Genomic DNA, 22,375 nt, shown 5'->3' on the forward strand with positions numbered 1-22,375 from the left:
GGCATTTTTGAAATCTTCTATCTTTGAAAAATGAGTGCTAAAAAAAGTTACATTCCGCTAAAACTGCTATTGAGTTATATAGCGCTTGCGGCCCTAGTAGGTGTGGTAGCCTGGTTTTTGTACTCAGAAAATACGCTTTTTACAAAAAATGAAAATAAGATAACTGTCGAAAATCAGAAGATTTTAAAAGTTAGCCAGCTGCTATCCAATATGTACAAAGCAGAGAGTTTTGTGCGAAGTACACTTCAATCTGATTCGAATGCAGAATTTAATAATTATACACAGCAGATTGATACGTTAAAAAACGAAATTGATTCGCTAAAAACTTTGACCAATAGCGATTACCAAAAGGTGTTACTTGATAGTGTCAAAATACTTCTTTCTCAGAAAACCGAGAATATCCGCCAATTGAAAATTATAAAATCAAAAGGTACTGATGATCTCGCTATAAAAACAGCCCTGCAAAAGATTGACAAGATGGAAGGTCGATTGCGTAAACTAGAGATTGAAGATCTCTTTAAAAATCCATCCAAACTACAAAGCAATCAACGACGCGTTTGGGAAAAATACGTCGAATACATCAATAGCAACGTTCCTAACGATAGCACGAATACTCTGAGTCAGAAGGCATTGGATTCTATGCTTACAGTATCAAAAAAGGCGCTGAAAGATGTTGTCCTTGCCACCGCAAGCAAAAAGGAATCTCTCGCCGTACAAGAACAAAAACTTCTAGATAACGAAATTCTTATCTCTGAGAAGCTCCGTCGAATTGTAAACATTCTAGAAAAAGAGCTGGTACAAAACATCACTATCAACACTGAAAACCGCGAAAAAAGTCTTCAAAAAACCAATAAGATTGTTGCCTACGCCGCTTTGGTGGGTTTTGTCTTAACCATTTCGTTTTTAGTACTAATTTTAAATGACTTTTCGAAATCACAATCGTACAAGAAACAATTAGAATCCGCGAATAGAGCTACTGAGAAACTACTTAAAAATCGCGAACAACTGATTGCCACGGTTAGTCACGATTTAAAAACACCTTTAAATACGATTCTTGGTTATACTGAATTGCTCAGCACTTCTGAATTATCTAAAAAACAACTCAACTACACTTCGAATATAAAAGGATCATCTGAATATATTTCCAAACTAGTTCAGGATTTACTAGATCTTACCCAAATTGAAGCAGGTAAAATTTCGATCGAAGCTTTGCCATTTTCACTTCGAAAATATATCGAAGAAGTGGCTACTAACATTCAAGCAATTTATCATACAAAACCCATCGAACTTGAGATTTATATTGACGAAAGTCTTGATGGATTAATTGTTGGAGATTCATTTAGACTTCGACAAATATTAACCAATTTGATCGGAAATGCGTACAAATTCACCAACGAAGGAAGCATCAGAATCGAAGCTGCTGCAAATGAATTTCTGAAGACATTTACCATAAAAGTAATTGATACTGGAATCGGAATCGATCTCAGTAAACAGCAAATTATTTTTGAAGAATTCCGTCAAGCGGATGACAGCGTCGTGAAAAAATATGGCGGTAGCGGACTTGGTTTAACTATCTCCAAAAAGATGGCGGAACTTTTGGGTGGAAATCTACAACTTGAAAGTGAAGTTGGTGTTGGAAGTACGTTCGTTCTGATTTTTCCACTAATCAAATCTACAAAGATAGAAAAAGTCGAGGATTTAGTTCCGCTTTCTAGTCTAAACTTGACCGCGATTGTCGTTGATGATGACGAAGGATTACTCTCCTTAACTACGGAAGTTTTGCAAAACGCCAAAATAAAAGTCCTGAGTTTCAGCAATCCTCTATTAGCATTGCAAGCAGCAAAAAACAACGATTTCGATTTTATAATTTCGGATATTCAGATGCCGATTATTGACGGTTTCAAACTTTTGAAATTGATTCAAACTGACTCTGACAACAACTTTTCCGAACAGCCGACAATCGCCTTGACTGGAAGAACAGATTTGGCAGATTCAGAATACTACGATGCAGGTTTTACAAAAGTCGTAAAGAAACCGTATACCCCAAATGCGCTGCTAAATTGCATTTCCAAATTGTTCCAAGCACAGCAAAATGATTTAGAATTAACTTCGGAAACGATTGATAACAAATCTTTTTATTTGGATGATCTCCGAGCTTTTACAGCTTCTGATGAGAATAAGTTGGTGGAGATTTTGAAGATATTTATCAATAAAAGCAGATTAAATTTAGAAGCACTTCAAACAGCTTATGAAGGTCGAGATGAAAATACAATATCGAACATTTGCCATCAAATGCAGCCAATGCTCAGACAACTGAGAGCAACAAAAATTGCTAATCAATTATCGGAATACGAGAGAGAGCCAGCAAATATTTTTATAAATGCTGAAGGTTTTCCAAATATAAAAAATGAGATTTCGGACTTATTAAATGAAATAGAAGACAGTGTTAATAATCCAGATCGTATTTCTTGATCTTATTATAAAGAGTCTTACGATTAATCTGCAGGAGTTTTGCTGCTTCAGATTTGTTGTTGTTAGTCATTTCTAGCGCATTGATAAGCGCTGCTTTTTCGTTGTCGCTGATTGATATCAAATCATCCGAATCTGAAATTTCTATATCAAATAGCTCTTGTGGTAAAACGGATGTTTCGATAAAATCACCTTTGCTCAATAAAGTCGCACGTTTAATCACGTTTTGCATTTCGCGTAGATTTCCAGGCCATTTGTATCTCTGAAAAATCGCAATCGTTTCAGAAGAAAACCCTACGAGTTCTCTATTTAATTGCTCGTTTGATTTGTGCAGAAAGAATTCCGCAAAGACCATTAAATCCGCCCCTCGATCACGTAAAGCGGGAGAAGAGATGGAAAATTCATTAATACGATGGTACAAATCTTCTCGAAAAGTTCCGTTCTTAACAGCTGTCCTTAAATCTTCGTTGGTAGCACAAATAACTCGAATATCTACCGCGATTTCTTTGTTACTTCCCACCGGTTTAATTTTCCGCTCTTGCAAAGCACGCAAAAGTTGTACTTGGTTTTCATACGATAAATTCCCTATTTCGTCCAGGAAAATTGTTCCACCATTCGCAGCTTCAAAATAGCCAATTTTGTCATTGACCGCTCCGGTGAAAGATCCTTTTTGATGTCCAAAGAATTCACTCGCCGCTAGATCTTTCGGAATTGTTCCGCAATCTACCGCTACAAATGCTTTGTTACTCCTAGAGCTTTTTTTGTGGATATTGGCAGCTATAACTTCCTTTCCAGTCCCACTTTCTCCAATTATTAATACCGAAATATCGGTAGGACCAACCAGATCAATATGTTCAGCTAGTTGTCTTGAAGTTTCAGAAACTCCTAAAACATATTCGGAATTAGATTTTTTATCGGTAGGTTTTGGTTGTTCATTTTTTGTTTCGGGAACTGTTTTGTCATTCAAGATCTTTGCAACGACAAGTAAAACTTCTTCAGGGTTAAGAGGTTTTGTAATATAATCTGAAGCGCCATTTTTAAGGGCTTTTACAGCCGTCGCGACATCAGAATAACCGGTCATAAGTATGACTGGAGTTGTTGGAAACTGCGTTAATAAATTTACCATCAAATCGATTCCGTCATCATCGGGCAATCTCAAATCTGTTATAAATAAATCGAATGAGTGCTCCGCTGCTAACTCCTTCGCTGATTGAGCAGAATACGCTGTTTGCACGTCATAATGATTTCGCGTCAAAAAGGAAGATAACATTTTGCAAAAAGCAACATCGTCATCAATAACCAAAATTCTGTTCATATCTGCAATTAGAGTTTTTGCTAAATTAGAAATATTTATAATCAGCTGCTCACAAAATATCGCTAAAAAAAAGGAGGAACTGCCATAGACAGTTCCCCCAATCCTAAAATAACTTACCCAAATTATTTAGTTTTCTACTTTTTATTTGTTAAGCCAAGTACCATTCGCATCTGCAAACAGTAATCCTCTTTGACCTTCAACTTCCACTTCTAGTTGATAATCTTTTTCCGTACCCACTGATGCTTTATGCAAAATTGCAGTTGGATAAGCTTTTTTAAGAGCGTCAGTAATTACTGTTGGCACTTCACTAACTTGAATTTCTTTGTATTGTGCTTCTTGCTCCTGAGTTGTTTTTGCTTCACTACTTTTTGTCTGTGCATTCGCCGTTGGTGCAAAAGTTAATGATGCTATTAAAATGGTAACTGGTAGGATGAACTTTTTCATAATATTAAATTTTATAAATTATAATTGATTTTTTTGGTTGTTATATATCCTATTGGGAAAATTGTGCCAAACCACGACTGGCGGTCTATTCCTATATAATCTCTTTACCTATAGACTTTTGAGAACATTATTGCAAATGTCTACGTTTTCTAGAATGGGTAAATAGCGACTATAACTGTGTAAATTGTACACAAATTAGATGGTCTGCTGAAATAAATCCGCGCTATCGGGAATAGAAAAGTCGAAATAAGTGAAAATTGAAATAATAGAATAATAGAAATAAGCTAAATAAACTAAAACGCGAAAAGCCGAAATGTAATTCAATGAGAAATGTGATGCAGTTGGCGGGCACGGATTATAAATCTGCGCTATCGGATATCGGGCGATAGAAAAATCGAAATAAGAGAATAATCGAAATAAGGTAAATAAACTAAAACGCGAAAAGCCGAAATTTTATTCAATGAGAAATGTGATGCAGTTGACGGGCACGGATTATAAATCCGCGCTATCGGAGTTGTATCTACCGCTGTATCCGGACTGAGTAAGTAAAGTCACGTTTTGGAAAGGAAGTTGAAAAAAATAGAATAATCGAAGGGATTAATATAAATAGGATAACTATTGGAGAAAAATTATTTCAAATTAGCAGAAGTGCCCTAGCCCTGATGGGAACGGCATCCTTTCTCGCCCTTTTTCTGGGCGAGAAAGATACAGTGGACAGCAGGAAATAGCTCCAAAAAAAGATTATAAATATAGTTGTGGAAATATACCTATAAAAAAAGCCCCACTAAAAAGTGAGGCTAAAATTTTATTCTGGATCGTTCATTACAAAAGTATCCATAAATGCGGTGGTGTAATTTCCAGCCACATAAGCGGGATCGTCCATCAACTGTCTGTGAAATGGAATTGTTGTTTTAATACCTTCGATAACAAATTCGTCCAAAGCTCTTTTCATCTTATTAATCGCTTCTTCACGGGTTTGTGCAGAGGTAATTAATTTTGCAATCATTGAGTCGTAATTTGGCGGAATTGTATAACCGGCGTAAACGTGCGTGTCCAAACGTACTCCGTGCCCACCTGGAGCATGAAGTGTGGTGATTTTGCCCGGTGATGGTCTAAAATCGTGGTAAGGATCTTCGGCGTTGATACGACACTCAATCGCGTGTAGTTTTGGCGTGTAGTTTTTTCCAGAAATCGGAATACCTGCTGCGACCATAATTTGCTCGCGAATAAGATCATAATCAATTACCTGCTCTGTAATAGGGTGCTCTACTTGGATACGAGTATTCATTTCCATAAAGTAGAAATTTCTGTGCTTATCAACAAGAAATTCAATAGTACCGGCGCCTTCATACTTAATATATTCGGCTGCTTTTACAGCTGCTTCTCCCATTGCATGACGCAATTCGTCAGTCATAAAAGGGGAAGGAGTTTCTTCGGTTAATTTTTGGTGGCGTCTTTGGATAGAGCAGTCACGTTCTGATAAGTGACACGCTTTACCGTAAGAATCTCCAACAATTTGAATCTCGATATGACGAGGTTCTTCAATCAGCTTTTCAAGGTACATTCCGTCGTTTCCAAAAGCAGCTTTTGCTTCTTGACGTGCAGAGTCCCAAGCTTTTTGAATTTCTTCTTCTTTCCAAATTGCTCTCATTCCTTTACCTCCACCCCCTGCGGTTGCTTTGATAATTACTGGAAATCCGAATTCTTTGGCTTGTTTTGTTAATTGTTCAACTGATTCTAACAGACCTTCAGATCCTGGGATAGTAGGAACACCGGCAGCCTTCATAGTTGCTTTGGCCGAAGCCTTATCACCCATTCTGTCAATCATCTCTGGAGAAGCACCGATAAATTTGATTCCGTGCTCACCACATATTTTCGAAAATTTTGCATTTTCTGAAAGAAATCCGTAACCTGGATGTATGGCGTCTGCGTTAGTAATTTCGGCAGCAGCAATAATATTTGACATCTTCAAGTAGGATAAATTACTTGGCGGAGGCCCGATACAAACCGCTTCGTCTGCAAAGCGAACGTGCAAACTTTCGGCATCTGCTGTAGAGTAAACCGCTACAGTTTTGATACCCATCTCGCGACAGGTTCTAATAATACGAAGTGCAATTTCACCCCGATTTGCAATAAGAATTTTTTTAAACATCCTTTATAATTTGAAAAATTAGACAAATTGAAATTTAAAAGGGCAGTTAATAACTACCATTTTTCTACTTCAAATTAAGACGGATCTACTAAAAATAAAGGCTGATCAAATTCAACTGGAGATGAATCATCTACAAGAACTTTAACGATTTTGCCTGAAATTTCAGATTCTATTTCGTTAAACAATTTCATAGCTTCAATTACACAAAGAACATCGCCTTTTGCAATTGTAGTTCCAACTTCAACGAATACAGGCTTGTCTGGAGATGGTTTTCTGTACAAAGTTCCAATAATAGGTGACTTGATGGTCACGTATTTTGAATCAACATCGCTAACTGCTGCATCGGCTACTGGTGCAACTGGCGTTGGCATAACTGGTTGCGGAGTTCCTGCAGTAGGAAATGCCGGGTTCATAGGAGCTTGAAGATAAGTGTACTCAGGAGCACTTGCTTCGTTTGTAGTCTTGATTGTAATTTTAAAATCATCTGTTTCAAGCTTCACTTCTGTAGCGCCAGACTTAGCAACAAATTTTATTAAATTTTGTATTTCTCTGATATCCATGATCTATTTTTTTTATTTTAAACTATTTTGAATCGTATGCCCACTTAAGGTAAATTGAGCCCCAGGTAAATCCACCTCCAAAGGCAGCAAATATTAACGTATCGCCTTTTTTAAATTTCTTTTCGAAATCAAATAGAAGAAGCGGCAAAGTTGCAGCGGTTGTGTTTCCGTAATTTTGAATATTAATCAACACTTTGTCTGGATCAAGATTCATTCTTGAGGCAGTAGCATCGATAATTCTTTTGTTGGCTTGATGCGCGATGAGCCAGTCGACATCATCATTGGTTAAATTATTTTTTTGCATAATTTTTTCACTCACATCAGCCATTCCTACTACTGCATACTTGAAAACAGTTTTTCCATCTTGATATACAAAATGTTGTCTATTTTCTACAGTTTCAATCGATGCAGGAAGTAATGATCCGCCGGCGTCAATCTTAAGATAGTCGCGACCAATACCGTCACTTTTAAGAATTTCGTCTTGAATACCCAAACCTTCTTCGTTGGCTTCAAAAAGAACTGCTCCAGCTCCATCACCAAAGATAATGCAGGTTGCTCTATCAGTATAATCTATAATGGAAGACATTTTATCGGCTCCGATAACGAGAATTTTTTTGTATTTTCCACTTTTAATGTATGCATCGGCAGTAGACATTGCAAATAGGAAACCTGAGCAGGCTGCTTGCAAGTCGTACGCGAAAGCATTGACAGCACCAATTTGAGTTGCCACAAATACGGCAGTTGCTGCTACTGGCATATCAAAAGAAACTGATGTGACAATGACAAGATCTATTTCTGCTGGATCGAGATTGCTTTTTTCAATTAGATCTTTGGCAGCCATAATAGCTAGGTAAGAAGTACCCTTTGTCTTGTCTTTTAAAACACGTCTTTCTTTTATTCCAGTTCGGCTAGTAATCCACTCGTCATTGGTATCAACCATTGTTTCGAGGATTTTATTTGTAAGTACAAATTCTGGAACATAACCGCCAACAGCGGTAATTGCAGCTGTAATTCTATTCATAAAAATTCAATTATTTTCTTATAAACACACAGGTATCCATAAGGACGTGGAATTTACAAAAAAAAATCCGAACCTAGGTTTTTTTTGCATATTCTTAAATATATAGCGCCTGAAAGTTTTAAATAATAAAAAAAAACTCCCACAACGTAGGAGTTTAAGTTTTTATGCTATAAGTAATTATATAGCAGCAACAGATTTATCAATAACTACTTGACCTCTGTAGTACATTTTTCCTTCATGCCAGTAAGCTCTATGGTACAAATGTGCCTCTCCAGTGATAGGACAAGTTGCAATTTGTGCAGGAGTTGCTTTGTAATGTGTTCTTCTCTTATCTCTTCTAGTTTTGGAGATTTTTCTCTTTGGATGTGCCATTTTACTGTATTATTTAATCTTTTAATAATTGTTTTAACTTGTCCCAGCGGGGATCTATTTCTTGTGCCTCTGGTTCAGAATCTGTATTGATTTCTGTAACCGAAATTTCATTCAACTTATCGAGCGCAGCGCTTTTCAAACTACCATCTAACACTCCTCTATGCACGCGTCTTAGCGGAACAGAGAGTACAATCATCTCGTAGATATACTGTGACACATCAATCTGATGTTCTCCGTGAGGCAAAATTAACATTTCTTCATTGTCATTGTTAAATTCGTCTCCAAAATTAACAACAAGCTTTAGATTGCCATCTACCGGCATGTCAAAATCTTCTCCGGTAACATCGCAAGCGACATTAACAGTACCACTATGCTTAAACAAAAGCTCTAGCATAGTAGATTTTTTTTCAAAACTTACTTCTACATTAATATCAGAACTATTAAAGTCCTCATATTCAAAAGTATTAAAGAACGTATTACCTACTTGGTATTCAAACTGGTGCTTACCTAATTTCAATCCGATAAAGGGAATCAAAAAATCATTCATCTTTTTCATTTCACCATCAATTTGAGCGTGCAAAGATATAAAATAATTAGAATTTCAAACGAAAATCTAGGAATTTTTTATTAATGTCTATCTTTAACCTTTAAAGGTCTTTGACTAATCTCTGCATAATTATTTCTAGCCTCATAAATATCCAACGCTAAATAGACTGCTTCTTTAAAAGAATTGGCATCAGCCAAGCCTTTTCCTGCAACATCAAAGGCGGTACCGTGATCTGGTGAAGTTCGAATTTTAGCCAAACCAGCAGTGTAATTAACTCCTTGTCCAAAAGATAAAGTTTTGAAAGGAATAAGTCCTTGGTCGTGATAGGTCGCTATAACAGCATCAAATTTTTCATATTGATTGCTGCCAAAAAATCCATCGGCAGGATAAGGTCCAAAAACCAAAGTACCTTTTTCGAACATCTTAGCAATTACCGGCCTTAAAACTTCCTCGTCTTCATGACCGATTACACCACCATCTCCAGCATGCGGATTTAATCCCAAAACTGCAATCCGAGGTCTATTGATATTAAAATCTTGAATTAAGGTTTGCTTAATTGTTTCGATTTTTCTTTTAATTAATTCGGGGGTTAAATGAGCAGCAACTTCACTCACCGGTATATGATCGGTAAGTAGACCTACGCGAAGATTCCCGTTTACCATTAGCATCAGCGCATTTCCATCAAATTGCTGATCGAGATAATCTGTATGACCAGGAAATTTAAACGCTTCAGATTGAATATTATATTTATTAATAGGCGCGGTTACTAGTACATCAATACTTCCCGCTTTTAGAGCTTCGGTTGCTGCAACGAATGACTGAATAGCATATTTTCCTGCTTCCTGATCATTCTGACCAAGCTTCACGTCAAAAACATCTTTCCATACATTCAGCACATTAATCTTCGAAGTTAGCACTTGATCCAGCGAATCAATGCCATGAAAAGCGATGTTCGAATTTAGATTTCGCTTTACAAACGACATCAACTTGACATTTGCAAAAATAACAGGCGTGCAAAATTCTAGCATTCTAAGATCTTCAAATGTCTTTAGAATAACTTCGCTGCCAATTCCGTTTAAATCTCCAACTGAAATCCCTACGATGATGTTTTCTGCTTTTTTAGTCATGGACACAAGATTTTATTGCTAATTTTGAAGTGCGAATTTACAAAAATAAAATCATGTTTACCGGAATTATCGAAACCCTTGGCAGCGTTGCTTCAATTGAAAAAGAAAGCAACAATCTAAATATCACAATCGAGAGCACTTTTACAAATGAATTAAAGATTGATCAGAGCGTTGCCCATAACGGAATCTGCCTGACTGTTGTAGGAATTTTCGACTCACAATATTTAGTAACAGCGGTGCAAGAAACTGCAGATAAAACCACAATAAGTGATTGGAAAGTAGGTGATATCGTAAATTTGGAACGCGGAATGAAACTTGGCGATAGACTTGACGGTCATATTGTGCAAGGTCACGTAGACCAAACCGCCATTTGCAGCAAGATTGAAGATGCTGGTGGAAGCACATATTTTACTTTTAGCTATGACAGCAGCATTGGTAACCTTACTATCGAAAAAGGGTCGATAACAGTCAATGGCGTCAGTTTGACCGTAGTAAATTCTAAAAAGGATGAATTTAGCGTTGCAATTATACCTTATACAATTGAGCACACTAATTTCAAAAAAATAGAAATTGGAACTAAAGTGAATTTAGAATTTGATGTTATTGGAAAATATGTATCGAGGTTGCAGGAGTATAGGAAGTAATTAGACAGGCGACTGCCTTGTTCTACAGTAGATCATATATAGGCCGAAAATAGCCGCCACAAGCAAAAGAAAATCTATATTAGCATCAATAGGTACAATTGGCGGACCTGGAGGTCCTGGCGCAGCAGGCGCAGGCGGATTTGGTATCGCGAAGACATTAGTTATAAATAATAGAAGTAGGATTAAAATCTTCATGAAAAGTCTATTTCAAATGTAAATGTAAATAAAATTCAAATAGTTCAGCATACTTTACATTTTTTTATCAATTATTCCGCAAATAAACGGCAATATGTGCTGAAAAGCAGACCAAAAGCACAACTCTATAAGAAATTTCCCCAATGCTACTATCTGCTGTTATTTGTAAATTAAAATAAAGTATTGATAACTAACATGCCAACTATCAATAGCGAAACCTATAGACTTAATAAATTTCTCCAGGATTGAAAATGCATAAATAACAATATTCAAATTTGATACTTACTCGGCAGACTCTTAATTTCTAAAATTAAAAATCACTCAAAAGTCCCCACAAAAAAAGCCTTCCATTTCTGAAAGGCTAGTGTTTACTAGTGGTCCCACCTGGGCTCGAACCAGGGACCACCTGATTATGAGTCAGGTGCTCTAACCAGCTGAGCTATAGGACCGGTTATTTTGAGGTTGCAATATTATGACTTTTTTTGATTGCCACAAAGCTTTTGCAACGATATTTTTGAGCGGAATGCTATTTTATTTCTTGACATAATTCAATCAAAACCCCATTTGTAGATTTTGGATGTAGGAAAGCCACAAGTTTATTATCCGCTCCCTTTTTTGGAACTTCGTTCAGCACAATAAAACCTTCGCCTTTAAGTCGCTCAATTTCAGAAACTATATCTTCTACATCAAAGGCAATATGGTGAATTCCCTCACCTTTATTGGCGATAAATTTTGCAATCGGACTGTCTTCGTTGGTGGCTTCTAGAAGTTCAATCTTGTTTGGACCATTCATAAAGAAAGAAGTATTTACACCTTCACTCGCAACTTTTTCCATTTTATAAGGCGCTGCACCAAATAGTTTAGTGAATAAATCATTTGATTCTTCGAGGTTTTTCACCGCAATTCCTATATGTTCAATTTTTCTCATAGTTCAATATATAAAGAACAAATATACAAATTGACTTTATGAACGACTCTAACTTCTTAGGTGTTTAGTTTAAATAATTCTATAGTGTAATTAAGATTCTAACAGACTATCTACAAAAAGTCGTATTTTTGCGCTATGGAAACGAATAGACAGAAAAAAATTGCCGGAGTAATCCAAAAGGATCTTGTTGATATTTTGCAAGGAGAAGTGCGCAAAAACGGCGTATCAAATCTTGTAATCTCAGTATCAAAAGTATATGTGACGAGCGATCTTGCTTTTGCTACTGTACACTTAAGCATTTTTCCTCCAGAGAAATCAGCAGAAACGTTGGCGGCAATAAAAACAAATACTCCACTTATCAAACACGATTTATCGCAACGTGTAAAATTGCAGTTGAGACGTGTGCCAAACCTAACTTTCAAGATTGACGATTCACTAGATTATATCGAGAAGATTGACAATGCCCTAAACAGCAGAGAAAATCCTATCGATAACCGTGATCTTTTGGAAAAACGCAAAAAATCATAAATTGAATTTTCCGTTCTACATAGCACGTCGGTATTTATTGAGCAGCAGTAAAAATAATGCGATCAATATTATTACAGGCATCGCTTCTGTGGGAATTATCGTAGGAACACTCTCTCTTTTTGTAGTTCTTTCGGTTTTTAGCGGACTTAAAGACTTCAGTCTTTCTTTTAGTAATGATTTCGATCCAGATCTAAAAGTCAGCACTTCAGTTGGGAAGTCTTTCAAAATTGATGCTTCTCAAACAGAAAAAATCAAGAAAATTACGGGTATTGCTGCGACTTCTCAGGTTGTAGAAGAGCGCGTTCTTTTTATGTATGACAATAAGGAGCACGTCGCGTATCTCAAAGGTATCGATTCCACTTTCCAAAATGTTAACGACGTCAATAAGTCACTTTTTACTGGACAATGGCTTGAACCTGATACTTATCAGGCGGTTATTGGCTACACTATTTCGCAAAAATTATCTCTAGGAATCTTTGATAATTACAATCCGCTAGAAGTTTTTGTGCCAAAGGCTGGAAAGGGAACTATCGAAAATCCTGACGATGCGTTTGTCAAAGAAAACCTTTTGCCTGCTGGTATTTACGATATTAATGATGATATAAATGGCAAATATGTTTTTGCAGATTTAGGTCTCGTTCAGGAATTATTGCAGTACAAAAAGAATGAATTTACAGGGCTTGAAGTCAAATTAAAATCGGCAAAAGACGAAGAAATTGTCACTTCTCAACTATCAGAAATTCTAGGATCGGGAATAATTATCAAGAATAGAGCGGCTCAAAATGATGCGTTGTACAAAATGCTGAATACTGAAAATCTTGCCGTTTACCTCATCTTTACGCTCGTCTTAATCGTCGCACTTTTCAACCTAATTGGCGCTTTGATTATGATGATTTTGGATAAAAAGCAAAATCTCCATACACTATTAAATCTAGGTGCCGAAATAAAAAATCTCCGAATGATTTTCTTATTTCAAGGCTCGCTTTTGTGCGTTGCAGGCGGATTAATCGGACTTGCTTTGGGTGCAATAATTGTGCTTTTACAGCAAAAATTCGAATTAATTATGATCACTTCCACCCTCGCCTATCCCGTAGTTTTTTCGCTGGAAAATATGCTAATAGTTTTCGCAACCATCATAGTTCTGGGGTTTGTGGCGTCACTTATCGCTTCTTCGAGAGTTAGCAAACGTCTGTTGGAGCAGTAAAATAAGGATTTTTTGGCTTACGCCGAAAGAAGAAAGGTCGACATCTTTCATGAACAATTCCTGAAAAATTTCGTCTCTTCCACTTCTGAAATTTTGAAGAATACTACGATTTGGATTCTTCCGAAGTTATCATTTTTAAGTCGCTTCCAAAACAAATTATCTAATTGATCGCTATGTACTTCTCGGAAATTTTTTGGCTTTCGCCGAAAGAAAAAAAATCGACATCTTTCAAGAACAATTCCTCAAAAAAATTCGCCTCAGCCAGTTCTGAAATTTTATAGAATACTACGATTTGGACTCTTCCGAAGTTATCATTTAAGTCGATTCCAAAACTAAATATACTAGATCAAAAAAGTTTTATTTCTAGAAAAAAAAATTACCCTTCCTCAAAACTAAGAAAATTGAAATTCTTCGTAAACCTCAGTAATCACATTAAATGTTTCGTATAATTCGTCGGCACTATCGCTAGTCACCAAAACTTGTCTATATGGTTTGAAACCTGGAATTCCTTTGAAGTAATTGGTATAATGACGGCGCATCTCGACAATTCCCACGTGAAGTCCTTTCCATTCTATTGCCCATTCTAAATGAGATTTAGCGGCAAGCACACGATCGGCAATTGTAGGCTGAGGAAGATTTTCGCCAGTTTTGAAATAGTGTTTAATTTCATTAAAAATCCAAGGATATCCAATGGCGGCGCGACCAACCATAATTCCGTCAATGCCATAGCGATTTTTGTATTCTAAAGCTTTTTCGGGTGAATTGATATCGCCATTTCCGAAGATTGGCATTGTAATTCTAGGATTGTTTTTTACTTCGGCAATAGGTCCCCAATTTGCTTCTCCTTTATAAAGTTGCGCGCGAGTTCGTCCGTGAATGGACAATGCTTGAACACCGATATCCTGCAATCTTTCGGCAACTTCGTGAATATTAATTGAGTTATCATCCCAACCAAGACGCGTCTTTACAGTAACTGGCAACTTTGTACTTTTGATCACCGCTTTTGTAAGTCGCACCATCAGATCTACGTCTTTCAAAACAGCCGCACCTGCACCTTTGCACACAACTTTCTTTACAGGACAACCAAAGTTGATGTCGATTAAATCTGGATTTACCGTTTCGACAATTCGCGCGGACATTGCCATTGCTTCCTCATCTCCACCAAAAATCTGAATTCCCACAGGTCGCTCGTAATCAAAAATATCCAGCTTCTGTCTGCTTTTGATTGCATCACGAATTAGTCCTTCTGAAGATATAAATTCACTATACATCAAATCTGCACCGTGCTGTTTGCAAAGTCTTCTGAAAGGTGGGTCACTTACATCCTCCATTGGAGCAAGTAATAATGGAAATTCGGGTAATTGTATGTTGCCAATTTTAATCATTTGGCAAAATTACGATATTAAATTTTCTTTCTAAAGTATTTTCTTCTCAGTCAGGTATTTCCAATAGCGCTTGGGAACGTGTTGCACGTGAAGTTTGGTGTTTTTTCGCTCCTTAATATTGGTATGATCAAAATATTCAATCCAAAGTTTTTGATATTCTATTTCTTTGGCATCAAATAGATTGTCTTTGTTTTTTAAATTATTTTGCGCTTCTTGATCAAAAGAAATGATTTCAACATTTTCGAGATCGTAATAAACTCCGTAACCTCTCTTACCATCATAGATTAACCATTTCTGATCTTGATAGCGATTTTTAAAGTGAGTAATTATCAAAGTCAAAACATCAAAATCTGGGAAAATTTCGGCGAAGTAAATTCCGTCTTTGAGAAGTTCGAAACGGATAAAGGCCTTCATTCGGTGGCGTTCGCGATTTACAGATTTTACAAATTTTGAAATTTGCAGCACTGCAGGATTTGAATAATCTTTTAAAACATTTTTTCCAGGATTTTCGATTGCGTAGGAAATTGCTTGTAATAAAATGCTTTCGCGAGTTGAGTCTTCGGAAAGAAACGCATATAGAATATCCTGAACGCCGCTTTTTTCTAGTTGCTTTTCCAGGCGCTTTAAAACTCTTTCGGCTTTTTCCTGATTAGTGATAATCTGAATTGGTTCAGTAAAAAAAGAATTCTGAAAAGTGTCTGCGTGCACGATTTGAACGTCTTGATATTTGAATTCGAAAACTTCAAAAACAGCAGTCAGAAAGCCATCAAAAGTACTATCGTAAAAAAGTATCGTCATTTAACAGAGAAGTTTGATTGCTAAAAGGATTTTCGAATTTGCTTTTGGTATCTCCAACAATTAGCGTTTTAAGATGAGCTGATTCAAGGTGAATCAAATCCTTATTGAAGTTGGCAACAGACACAAAATACTTTGCGCGGTTGGTCGCAACGCCCATTTTCTTAAGATGTTCGAGTGTAAGATTTTGAAATTTACGCGCATTCACAATTTTATAAGCTGATTTTACACCGATTCCAGGTACGCGCAAAATTGTTTCCAAAGCAGCAGTCTGAATATTAACTGGGAAGTCATCGATGTTTCGCAAAGCCCAACCTAATTTTGGATCTACTTCCAAATCTAAAAATGGATTGTTTTTAGCCAAAATTTCATCAGCTTTAAATCCGTAAAATCGCATCAGCCAATCTGCCTGGTATAATCTGTTTTCTCGCACAAGCGGCACTTGACTTCCTAAACCTGGCAATCGCGCATCATTGGAAACTGGAACATATCCCGAGTAATAAACGCGTTTCATACTAAAGTTTTTGTAGAAATGATCTGCCACTTTTATAATTTGGAAATCAGTTTCTGGACTTGCACCCACAATCATCTGAGTGCTTTGCCCTGCTGGAGCAAATTTGGGAGTAGATTTGAATTTCTTGCGCTCGTCTTTATATAAACTGATTTCGTTTTTGACAAATCCCATCGGTTTAATCATCTGCTGATGATCTTTGTCGGGAGCCAATAACTTCAAACCAGATTGAGTTGGAATTTCGAGATTCATACTCAATCTATCCGCATAAAGGCCTGCTTCCCGCATTAGTTCATCACTTGCGCCGGGAATACTTTTTAAGTGAATATAACCATTGAATTTGTGCTCAAGACGTAATTTTTTGGCCACTCGAACTAAGCGCTCCATCGTATAATCGGCATTTTTGAAGATTCCCGAACTTAAGAAAAGTCCTTCGATAAAGTTACGGCGGTAAAAATTCATTGTCAAATCTACAACCTCATCAACCGTAAAAGCGGCTCTCTGAATATCGTTGCTTTTGCGGGTTACGCAATACGCACAATCGTAAATACAGAAATTAGTCAAAAGAATTTTGAGTAGAGAAACACAACGTCCGTCTTCGGTATAAGTATGGCAAATACCAGATGAGGACGAATCGCCCAAACCTTTGTTTGTATTCTTGCGATTTCCACCGCTAGAAGAACAAGACACATCGTACTTTGCCGCATCGGCAAGGATTTCTAATTTCTCTTTAACTCTTTCGTAGTCCACGTATTAAAATAATTTTAGGAGTGTAAAAATACGAGAAATGATTGGTAAACTATTTCCAACTTTGCGAAATTAGGAGCAGTTTAATACAGCACGAAGAATAATATTACAAGAATTGAAAATGATATTTAGTTCAAGTTCTACTTTGATATATTTATTTAGGAATCTAGAAAACTGTGTGGACGGAAAATTAATCATAGTTCGTTATTTTTATTAAAACTCACATTAAATAGACGCACTACAATACTATTTAAAAGTATTCTATAATATGTGAATTATACACTTTTGATGCTCATTACGTCTCAGAAATTATGATGAACACTTGATTAATTCCACTTTAAATTAACATTCTCAGCAATCCTTAAACTTTATTTTAACAAGGTCAATTCCAACAAAAAGTTTGAGATTCTTTATATTTACGGTTATGACTGCAAATACAATATCTCTCACCACCCAAGATTTTCAAGATTTTAGACGTATACTACACAAATATCCAGAAGTTTCTGAATTTGAATTCGAAACTAAGAAACGGATTCAAGAATTTATTGCGCCATTAAAACCCGATGTTGCACTTGAGGTGGGGAAAACAGGATTATTATTTGGATTTGGAAATTCGGGCGGAAAATCTATTATGATTCGCGCCGAGCTTGATGCATTGCCAATTCAAGAAATCAATACTTTTGAACATCAGTCAGTTTTTGAAGGCGTGAGTCACAAATGTGGACACGACGGTCATAGCGTGATTTTATGTCGACTTGGCTATAATCTTTCGAAAAACAGACCCAATAATGGAATGGTTTATTTGCTCTTTCAACCTGCGGAAGAAAACGGAATGGGCGCGAAAGAAGTCAGTGCAGATCCTAAATTCAAAAATCTGAAAATTGATGCAGTAGTTTCACTTCACAATACTCCCGGTTTTCCAATGGGTCAAGTAGGAATTAGGAAAGGAGCTTTTACTCCAGCAGTGCGTTCGATGATTGTGAAATTTCACGGAAAAACCTCTCACGCGGCGGAACCTGAAAAGGGAATTAACCCTGCACTTGCGATGGCGGAATTTCTAACAGATGCGCTTGGTATGGCAACAACCAACATCAATGACGATAAATTCTTTCTTGTCACTCCTGTTTATACCACAATGGGTGAGGAATCTTACGGAATCTCGGCTGGATATGGCGAAGTGCATATTACTATCAGGTCTTGGGACAATAAAATATTAGAACAAAAATCTCTTGACCTTGAAAAAGTTGCTTTGGCTTTATGCAAGGCACACGGACTTCGCGCTGAGGTAAGTTGGACTCAAGAATTTCAAGCCAATAATAATGATTCAGAAATGGTGGATTTGATTGAGAAATCGGCTACGGAATTAAATATGGACATCAAATATCTAGCAACGCCGATGAAATGGGGAGAAGATTTTGGTCTTTTTACCGAAAACTTTAAAGGTGCAATGTTTGGACTTGGATCGGGAATTAATCAACCCGCTCTACACAATCCTGATTATGATTTTCCTGATGAACTAATCGTGATTGGAAGCGATATTTTTGAACAGATTTCCAGAAATTTTTTGAATGAGAGATAAGAAGTACACTAGCGAAATAGTAATAAGTCAACAAGCACTACAATTCAATATCGATTTTCTACGCAAGGAAATGGGCAAAGAAGTCCTAATTTCTTCTGTGGTAAAAGGAAATGCTTACGGTCACGGCATCGAAACTTTTGTTCCGATGGCGGAAGATTGCGGCATCAAGCATTTTTCGGTTTTTAGTATTCAGGAGGCGAAGAGAGTAAAAAAGGTTTTGAAATCTGACATTCCGATTATGATTATGGGATATACCAGCGATTCGCAATTGGAATGGGTGATTGAGAATGATATTGAATTCTTTGTTTCGGATATTGAGAAATTGGAAATTGCTATTGAAGTTTCAAAACGATTAGAAAAAAAGGCACTGATTCATATTGAGCTTGAAACTGGAATGAATCGAACTGGAATCTCGGAGCCGACACTTTCGGACTTGGTTTTTCCGATTTTGGAAGCTAATTCAGAACATTATATTTTGAAAGGACTTTGCACCCACTTCGCCGGAGCAGAAAGTATTTCGAATCACATTCGAGTGGATCAACAGAAAAAATTATTTCTGAAATTGAAAACGATGTTTGAACAGAGAGGCTATAACGCCGAATATGTTCACGCATCTTGTAGTGCGGCAGCTTTGCGAATGAAGAAAATGCGTTTTAATATGGTTCGGATTGGGATTCTGCAATTTGGATTCTGGCCAAGTCAGGAAGTTAAAATGGAATATCTGATTCGGAAAAAGCTTGACCATTTTAATTTGAAAAGATTGCTGACTTGGAAAAGTCATATTATGGCAATCAAGAAAGTGAAAATGGGCGATTTTATTGGATATGGGAATGCCTATCAAGCCAGTGAGAACATGACCATTGGAGTTGTTCCGGTTGGATATTCTGATGGTTACAGCCGAATGTTGAGCAATGCTGGAACAGTTTTAATTGGCGGAATCCGCGCGGGGATTCTTGGAAGCATTAATATGAATTCACTAATTATCGATTTGCGGTATGTAGAAAATCCGAATTTGGGAGATACTGTGACATTGATTGGAAGCGACGGCGAAAGTGAAATTTCGGTTGCGTCGTTTAGTGAACTTAGTAATCAGTTGAATTATGAATTATTGGCAAGACTTCCAGTTGATATTGAAAGAATTGCGGCGCAGTAAAAAAATTCCAAGAAAGCATTTAGAATTTCAAAGAATTTTGAACATTCAATTATCTGCCTTATCTTTAAGAAAATGAACATTTTTAAATCTCAGATAATAACTAAAGATCTTGAAATTAGAAGTTATTTGATTATTGCACTACTGCCCTAGCCCCGATTGAAGCGGGCCCGAGCGAAGCGAACTGGCGAAGCAAATCCCTCAGTGGGGATTTGCCTTTTGGCAGCAGCGGCAGGCAATAGCGACCGAAGGAAGATCCTTAAATGCCGACTGATGCGGCAAATGCCGCTAAGGACTGAAGTGAAAAGCGGAACCCGAGCAACGCGAACGGGCGAAGCAAATAGCTCCTTAAAAAAAAGTTATAGGACAATTGTCCGCACAATTTTTCTGTATATTTGAAACCCAATAAACATACTATTATTATGACGATTATTTCAACTAGAATTGCTTTGCCAATTGTTGTTTTAACTACTTTGATGCTACAATCTTGTGGCGAGAAAAAAGCCGAAGTTCCGCAGCAGCACTCGGGAATTATCCTTGCAAATATGGATACTTTGGTAAAGCCAGGTGACGATTTTGCGGCTTACGTAAACGGTGCGTGGGATAAATTAAACGATATTCCGGCGGATAAATCTAGCTACGGAGTTGGGTCAATGCTGAACGACAAGGCTCGCGAGGATGTGAAAGCGATTATTGAAGAAGCGTCTAAAGGTGAATTTGCAGATGGTAGTGCGGAGCAGAAAATAGGTGATTTGTATGGGTCATATCTTGATTTTAATGCGAGAGAAAAGCAGGGAATTAAACCAATTCAAGCTGATTTGGCGAAAATTGATGCATTAAAAAATCAAGCGGATCTTGCAGCATACTTTGGTTATGCGAATAAAAGTGGAATTGATATTCCATTTTCGGTAGGTGTAATTGAGGATTTTAAGGATCCAACGATTTATAAAATTTATAGCTGGCAAAGTGGATTGGGACTTCCTGAGAAGGAATACTATATGCTTACTGACGAGAAATCTAAAACTTTACGTACAAAATACGAGCAGCATATTGCAAAAATGCTCGGACTTGCGGGCATAAAAGATGGCACTAAAAAAGCTGCAGGGATTTTAAAATTAGAAACTGCACTTGCCACTCAGCATATGTCGAAGGAACAAACGCGTGATATGGCGGGTTTGTATAATTTGTATGAAACCACAAAATTAGATTCGATTTTACCGGCATTCGATTGGACCGCATACTTTGAAAATGCTGAAATTCCAGCTCAGAAAGATATCATTGTAACTCAAGTAGATTATCTGAATTCACTTGCGGAAATAATGACTAAAACTTCAATGAATGTTTGGAAAGATTACCTTAAATGGCAATTAATTCATAGCTCTGCCACTGCGCTTACTAAGAAAATGGATAATGAGAATTTTGCGTTTTATGGTAAAACATTGTACGGAAAACCAGAGCAAGAAGCTAATTGGAAACGTGCGGTAGGGGTTGTAAATAATAATCTTGGGGAAATTGTTGGGGAAGTTTATGTAAAAAAACATTTCTCGCCTGAGGCTAAGAAAAGTATGACTGAATTGGTTCAGAATTTATTGAAAGCTTATGAATCAAGCATCAAAAATCTTGATTGGATGTCTCCAGCAACGAAGGATGAGGCTTTGAAAAAGATCAGTAAATTCACGATTAAAATTGGATATCCTGACAAATGGAGAGATTATTCGGCATTGAAAATTGCAAAAGGTGATTTGTATACCAACTTGCAAAACGCTTCGATATTTGAATATAAAAGACAAATAAATAAACTTGGAAAGCCAGTTGATAAGACTGAATGGGGAATGACGCCTCAAACGGTAAACGCTTATTACAATCCGATGGCAAACGAAATTGTGTTTCCAGCAGCAATTTTACAACCTCCTTTCTTTGACTTGAAAGCAGAAGACGCAATTAACTACGGTGGAATTGGCGCGGTGATTGGACACGAAATCGGTCACGGTTTTGACGATCAAGGAAGTACTTTTGATGGTGATGGTGTAATGAGAAACTGGTGGACTCCAGAAGATCTTTCAGCTTTTAAAGCTAAAACAAATGCCCTTGTTGAGCAGTATAATGGTTTTTCAGTATTTCCAGACCTGAATGTAAATGGTGCTTTTACTCTTGGTGAAAATATTGGAGATCTTGGCGGATTGACGATTGCATTGAAGGCGTACAATATGAGCTTGAAAGGTAAAAAAGCTCCTGTAATGGATGGTTTTACTGGACAACAACGTGTCTTTATTGGATGGGCTCAAGTATGGTTGGAAAAATCTCGTGACGAAGCTCTGCGTAATCAAATCGCTTCTGATCCGCACTCTCCAGCTCGTTTTAGAGTTAACGGAATCGTGCGTAATATTCCAGAATGGTACAAAGCATTTGATGTGAAACCTACAGATTCTCTATACCTTGCACCTGAAAAACGTGTAAAAATCTGGTAGAATAAAAATATGCCTTTCGGCAAAATTTATAAAGTGAACCCATAAACGAAGGAATTTGTTTGTGGGTTTGTTTTAGTCTGCAAGTATGAAAACGCGACTTTCAGAATTTTTTAAATAACCTTAAATACACAAATGGCAATGCCATTGTAGCTGTTGGAGACATATTCGTATAAAAGTTCAAATTAAATGAATTGCACTGCTCATTAATAAAATTTTCTGGTTTTTCTACTTTAT

At 36.9% G+C, this 22,375-nt stretch carries 19 protein-coding genes and 1 tRNA gene; 7 read left to right on the plus strand and 13 right to left on the minus strand.

The genetic code is table 11. The annotated features are described in order from the left end of the window. The first annotated feature begins 30 nt into the window (after nt 1-30). Nucleotides 31-2,472 (plus strand): hybrid sensor histidine kinase/response regulator, encoded by a 2,442-nt coding sequence (locus tag SBO79_RS02385; RefSeq protein ID WP_318641517.1) that lies wholly within the window; start codon nt 31-33, stop codon nt 2,470-2,472. Here the strand turns inward: SBO79_RS02385 and SBO79_RS02390 are convergent. The 8 genes from SBO79_RS02390 to pdxA all read right to left on the minus strand — a co-directional run bounded on the left by SBO79_RS02390 (nt 2,447) and on the right by pdxA (nt 10,007). Continuing rightward, complete coding sequence (locus SBO79_RS02390) at nt 2,447-3,784, minus strand: sigma-54-dependent transcriptional regulator (RefSeq protein WP_318641519.1); 1,338 nt, start codon at nt 3,782-3,784, stop codon at nt 2,447-2,449. The two genes, SBO79_RS02385 and SBO79_RS02390, sit on opposite strands and share 26 nt — an antisense overlap. 141 nt (nt 3,785-3,925) lie before the next feature. Next, a complete protein-coding gene (locus tag SBO79_RS02395; protein ID WP_318641521.1) occupies nt 3,926-4,228 on the minus strand; it encodes a hypothetical protein in 303 nt (100 codons plus the stop codon). A gap of 805 nt (nt 4,229-5,033) precedes the next feature. Further along, nucleotides 5,034-6,380, minus strand: coding sequence for an acetyl-CoA carboxylase biotin carboxylase subunit (gene accC / locus SBO79_RS02400; protein ID WP_318641523.1), 1,347 nt, complete (start codon nt 6,378-6,380; stop codon nt 5,034-5,036). Between the two features lie 74 nt (nt 6,381-6,454). After that, nucleotides 6,455-6,940 carry an acetyl-CoA carboxylase biotin carboxyl carrier protein gene (accB, locus tag SBO79_RS02405; RefSeq protein ID WP_318641524.1) on the minus strand — a complete coding sequence of 162 codons (486 nt, stop codon included), beginning with the start codon at nt 6,938-6,940 and terminating at the stop codon, nt 6,455-6,457. Nucleotides 6,941-6,962: 22 nt separating this feature from the next. Continuing rightward, nucleotides 6,963-7,961: a beta-ketoacyl-ACP synthase III gene (locus tag SBO79_RS02410; protein WP_318641526.1), complete on the minus strand. Its 999-nt coding sequence runs from the start codon at nt 7,959-7,961 to the stop codon at nt 6,963-6,965. 177 nt (nt 7,962-8,138) lie between these two features. After that, nucleotides 8,139-8,333, minus strand: a complete 195-nt coding sequence (gene rpmF / locus SBO79_RS02415; RefSeq protein ID WP_318641528.1) for a 50S ribosomal protein L32 — start codon at nt 8,331-8,333, stop codon at nt 8,139-8,141. A gap of 13 nt (nt 8,334-8,346) precedes the next feature. Beyond that, on the minus strand, nt 8,347-8,889 hold the full coding sequence (locus tag SBO79_RS02420; protein WP_318641530.1) for a YceD family protein: 543 nt from the start codon (nt 8,887-8,889) through the stop codon (nt 8,347-8,349). Between the two features lie 71 nt (nt 8,890-8,960). Continuing rightward, on the minus strand, nt 8,961-10,007 hold the full coding sequence (gene pdxA, locus SBO79_RS02425; RefSeq protein ID WP_318641532.1) for a 4-hydroxythreonine-4-phosphate dehydrogenase PdxA: 1,047 nt from the start codon (nt 10,005-10,007) through the stop codon (nt 8,961-8,963). A 53-nt stretch (nt 10,008-10,060) separates the two neighbouring features. Between pdxA and SBO79_RS02430 the strand changes: the two genes are divergently transcribed. Continuing rightward, nucleotides 10,061-10,651, plus strand: a complete 591-nt coding sequence (locus SBO79_RS02430) for a riboflavin synthase (protein ID WP_318641534.1) — start codon at nt 10,061-10,063, stop codon at nt 10,649-10,651. Nucleotides 10,652-11,221: 570 nt separating this feature from the next. Here SBO79_RS02430 and SBO79_RS02435 read toward each other — a convergent pair. Next, nucleotides 11,222-11,295: transfer RNA gene (locus SBO79_RS02435), tRNA-Ile, on the minus strand. A 77-nt stretch (nt 11,296-11,372) separates the two neighbouring features. Then, nucleotides 11,373-11,774, minus strand: a complete 402-nt coding sequence (gene mce, locus SBO79_RS02440; protein WP_318641536.1) for a methylmalonyl-CoA epimerase — start codon at nt 11,772-11,774, stop codon at nt 11,373-11,375. Nucleotides 11,775-11,909: 135 nt separating this feature from the next. On the opposite strand from mce, the gene rbfA reads away from it, so the two are divergent. Further along, nucleotides 11,910-12,302: a 30S ribosome-binding factor RbfA gene (gene rbfA, locus SBO79_RS02445; RefSeq protein WP_318641538.1), complete on the plus strand. Its 393-nt coding sequence runs from the start codon at nt 11,910-11,912 to the stop codon at nt 12,300-12,302. Nucleotide 12,303: 1 nt separating this feature from the next. Beyond that, the gene (locus SBO79_RS02450) at nt 12,304-13,506 is read left to right on the plus strand and encodes an ABC transporter permease (protein ID WP_318641540.1); all 1,203 of its coding nucleotides are present in this window, start codon (nt 12,304-12,306) and stop codon (nt 13,504-13,506) included. 392 nt (nt 13,507-13,898) lie between these two features. On the opposite strand, the gene dusB is transcribed toward SBO79_RS02450, so the two are convergent. From dusB to SBO79_RS02465, 3 genes are read right to left on the minus strand one after another with little or no spacing between them, the layout of a single operon-like run. After that, nucleotides 13,899-14,891 carry a tRNA dihydrouridine synthase DusB gene (gene dusB, locus SBO79_RS02455; protein ID WP_318641542.1) on the minus strand — a complete coding sequence of 331 codons (993 nt, stop codon included), beginning with the start codon at nt 14,889-14,891 and terminating at the stop codon, nt 13,899-13,901. A 30-nt stretch (nt 14,892-14,921) separates the two neighbouring features. Next, entirely contained in the window at nt 14,922-15,689 is a 768-nt protein-coding gene (locus SBO79_RS02460; protein WP_318641544.1) for a TIGR03915 family putative DNA repair protein, read from the minus strand. Continuing rightward, nucleotides 15,667-16,947, minus strand: coding sequence for a putative DNA modification/repair radical SAM protein (locus tag SBO79_RS02465; RefSeq protein WP_318641546.1), 1,281 nt, complete (start codon nt 16,945-16,947; stop codon nt 15,667-15,669). The genes SBO79_RS02460 and SBO79_RS02465 overlap by 23 nt, the downstream gene beginning before the upstream one ends. Nucleotides 16,948-17,368: 421 nt before the next feature. Here SBO79_RS02465 and SBO79_RS02470 point away from each other — a divergent pair, with 421 nt between their 5' ends. The 3 genes from SBO79_RS02470 (at nt 17,369) to SBO79_RS02480 (ending at nt 22,141) form a co-directional block, all read left to right on the plus strand. Then, nucleotides 17,369-18,523, plus strand: coding sequence for an amidohydrolase (locus SBO79_RS02470; RefSeq protein ID WP_318641548.1), 1,155 nt, complete (start codon nt 17,369-17,371; stop codon nt 18,521-18,523). After that, nucleotides 18,513-19,676 (plus strand): alanine racemase, encoded by a 1,164-nt coding sequence (alr, locus tag SBO79_RS02475; RefSeq protein WP_318641550.1) that lies wholly within the window; start codon nt 18,513-18,515, stop codon nt 19,674-19,676. The genes SBO79_RS02470 and alr overlap by 11 nt, the downstream gene beginning before the upstream one ends. Nucleotides 19,677-20,095: 419 nt before the next feature. Then, the gene (locus SBO79_RS02480) at nt 20,096-22,141 is read left to right on the plus strand and encodes a M13 family metallopeptidase (protein WP_318641553.1); all 2,046 of its coding nucleotides are present in this window, start codon (nt 20,096-20,098) and stop codon (nt 22,139-22,141) included. Nucleotides 22,142-22,375: the final 234 nt, after the last annotated feature.

It is taken from the genome of Flavobacterium ardleyense (genome assembly GCF_033547075.1).
Taxonomy (GTDB): Bacteria; Bacteroidota; Bacteroidia; order Flavobacteriales; family Flavobacteriaceae; genus Flavobacterium; species Flavobacterium ardleyense_A.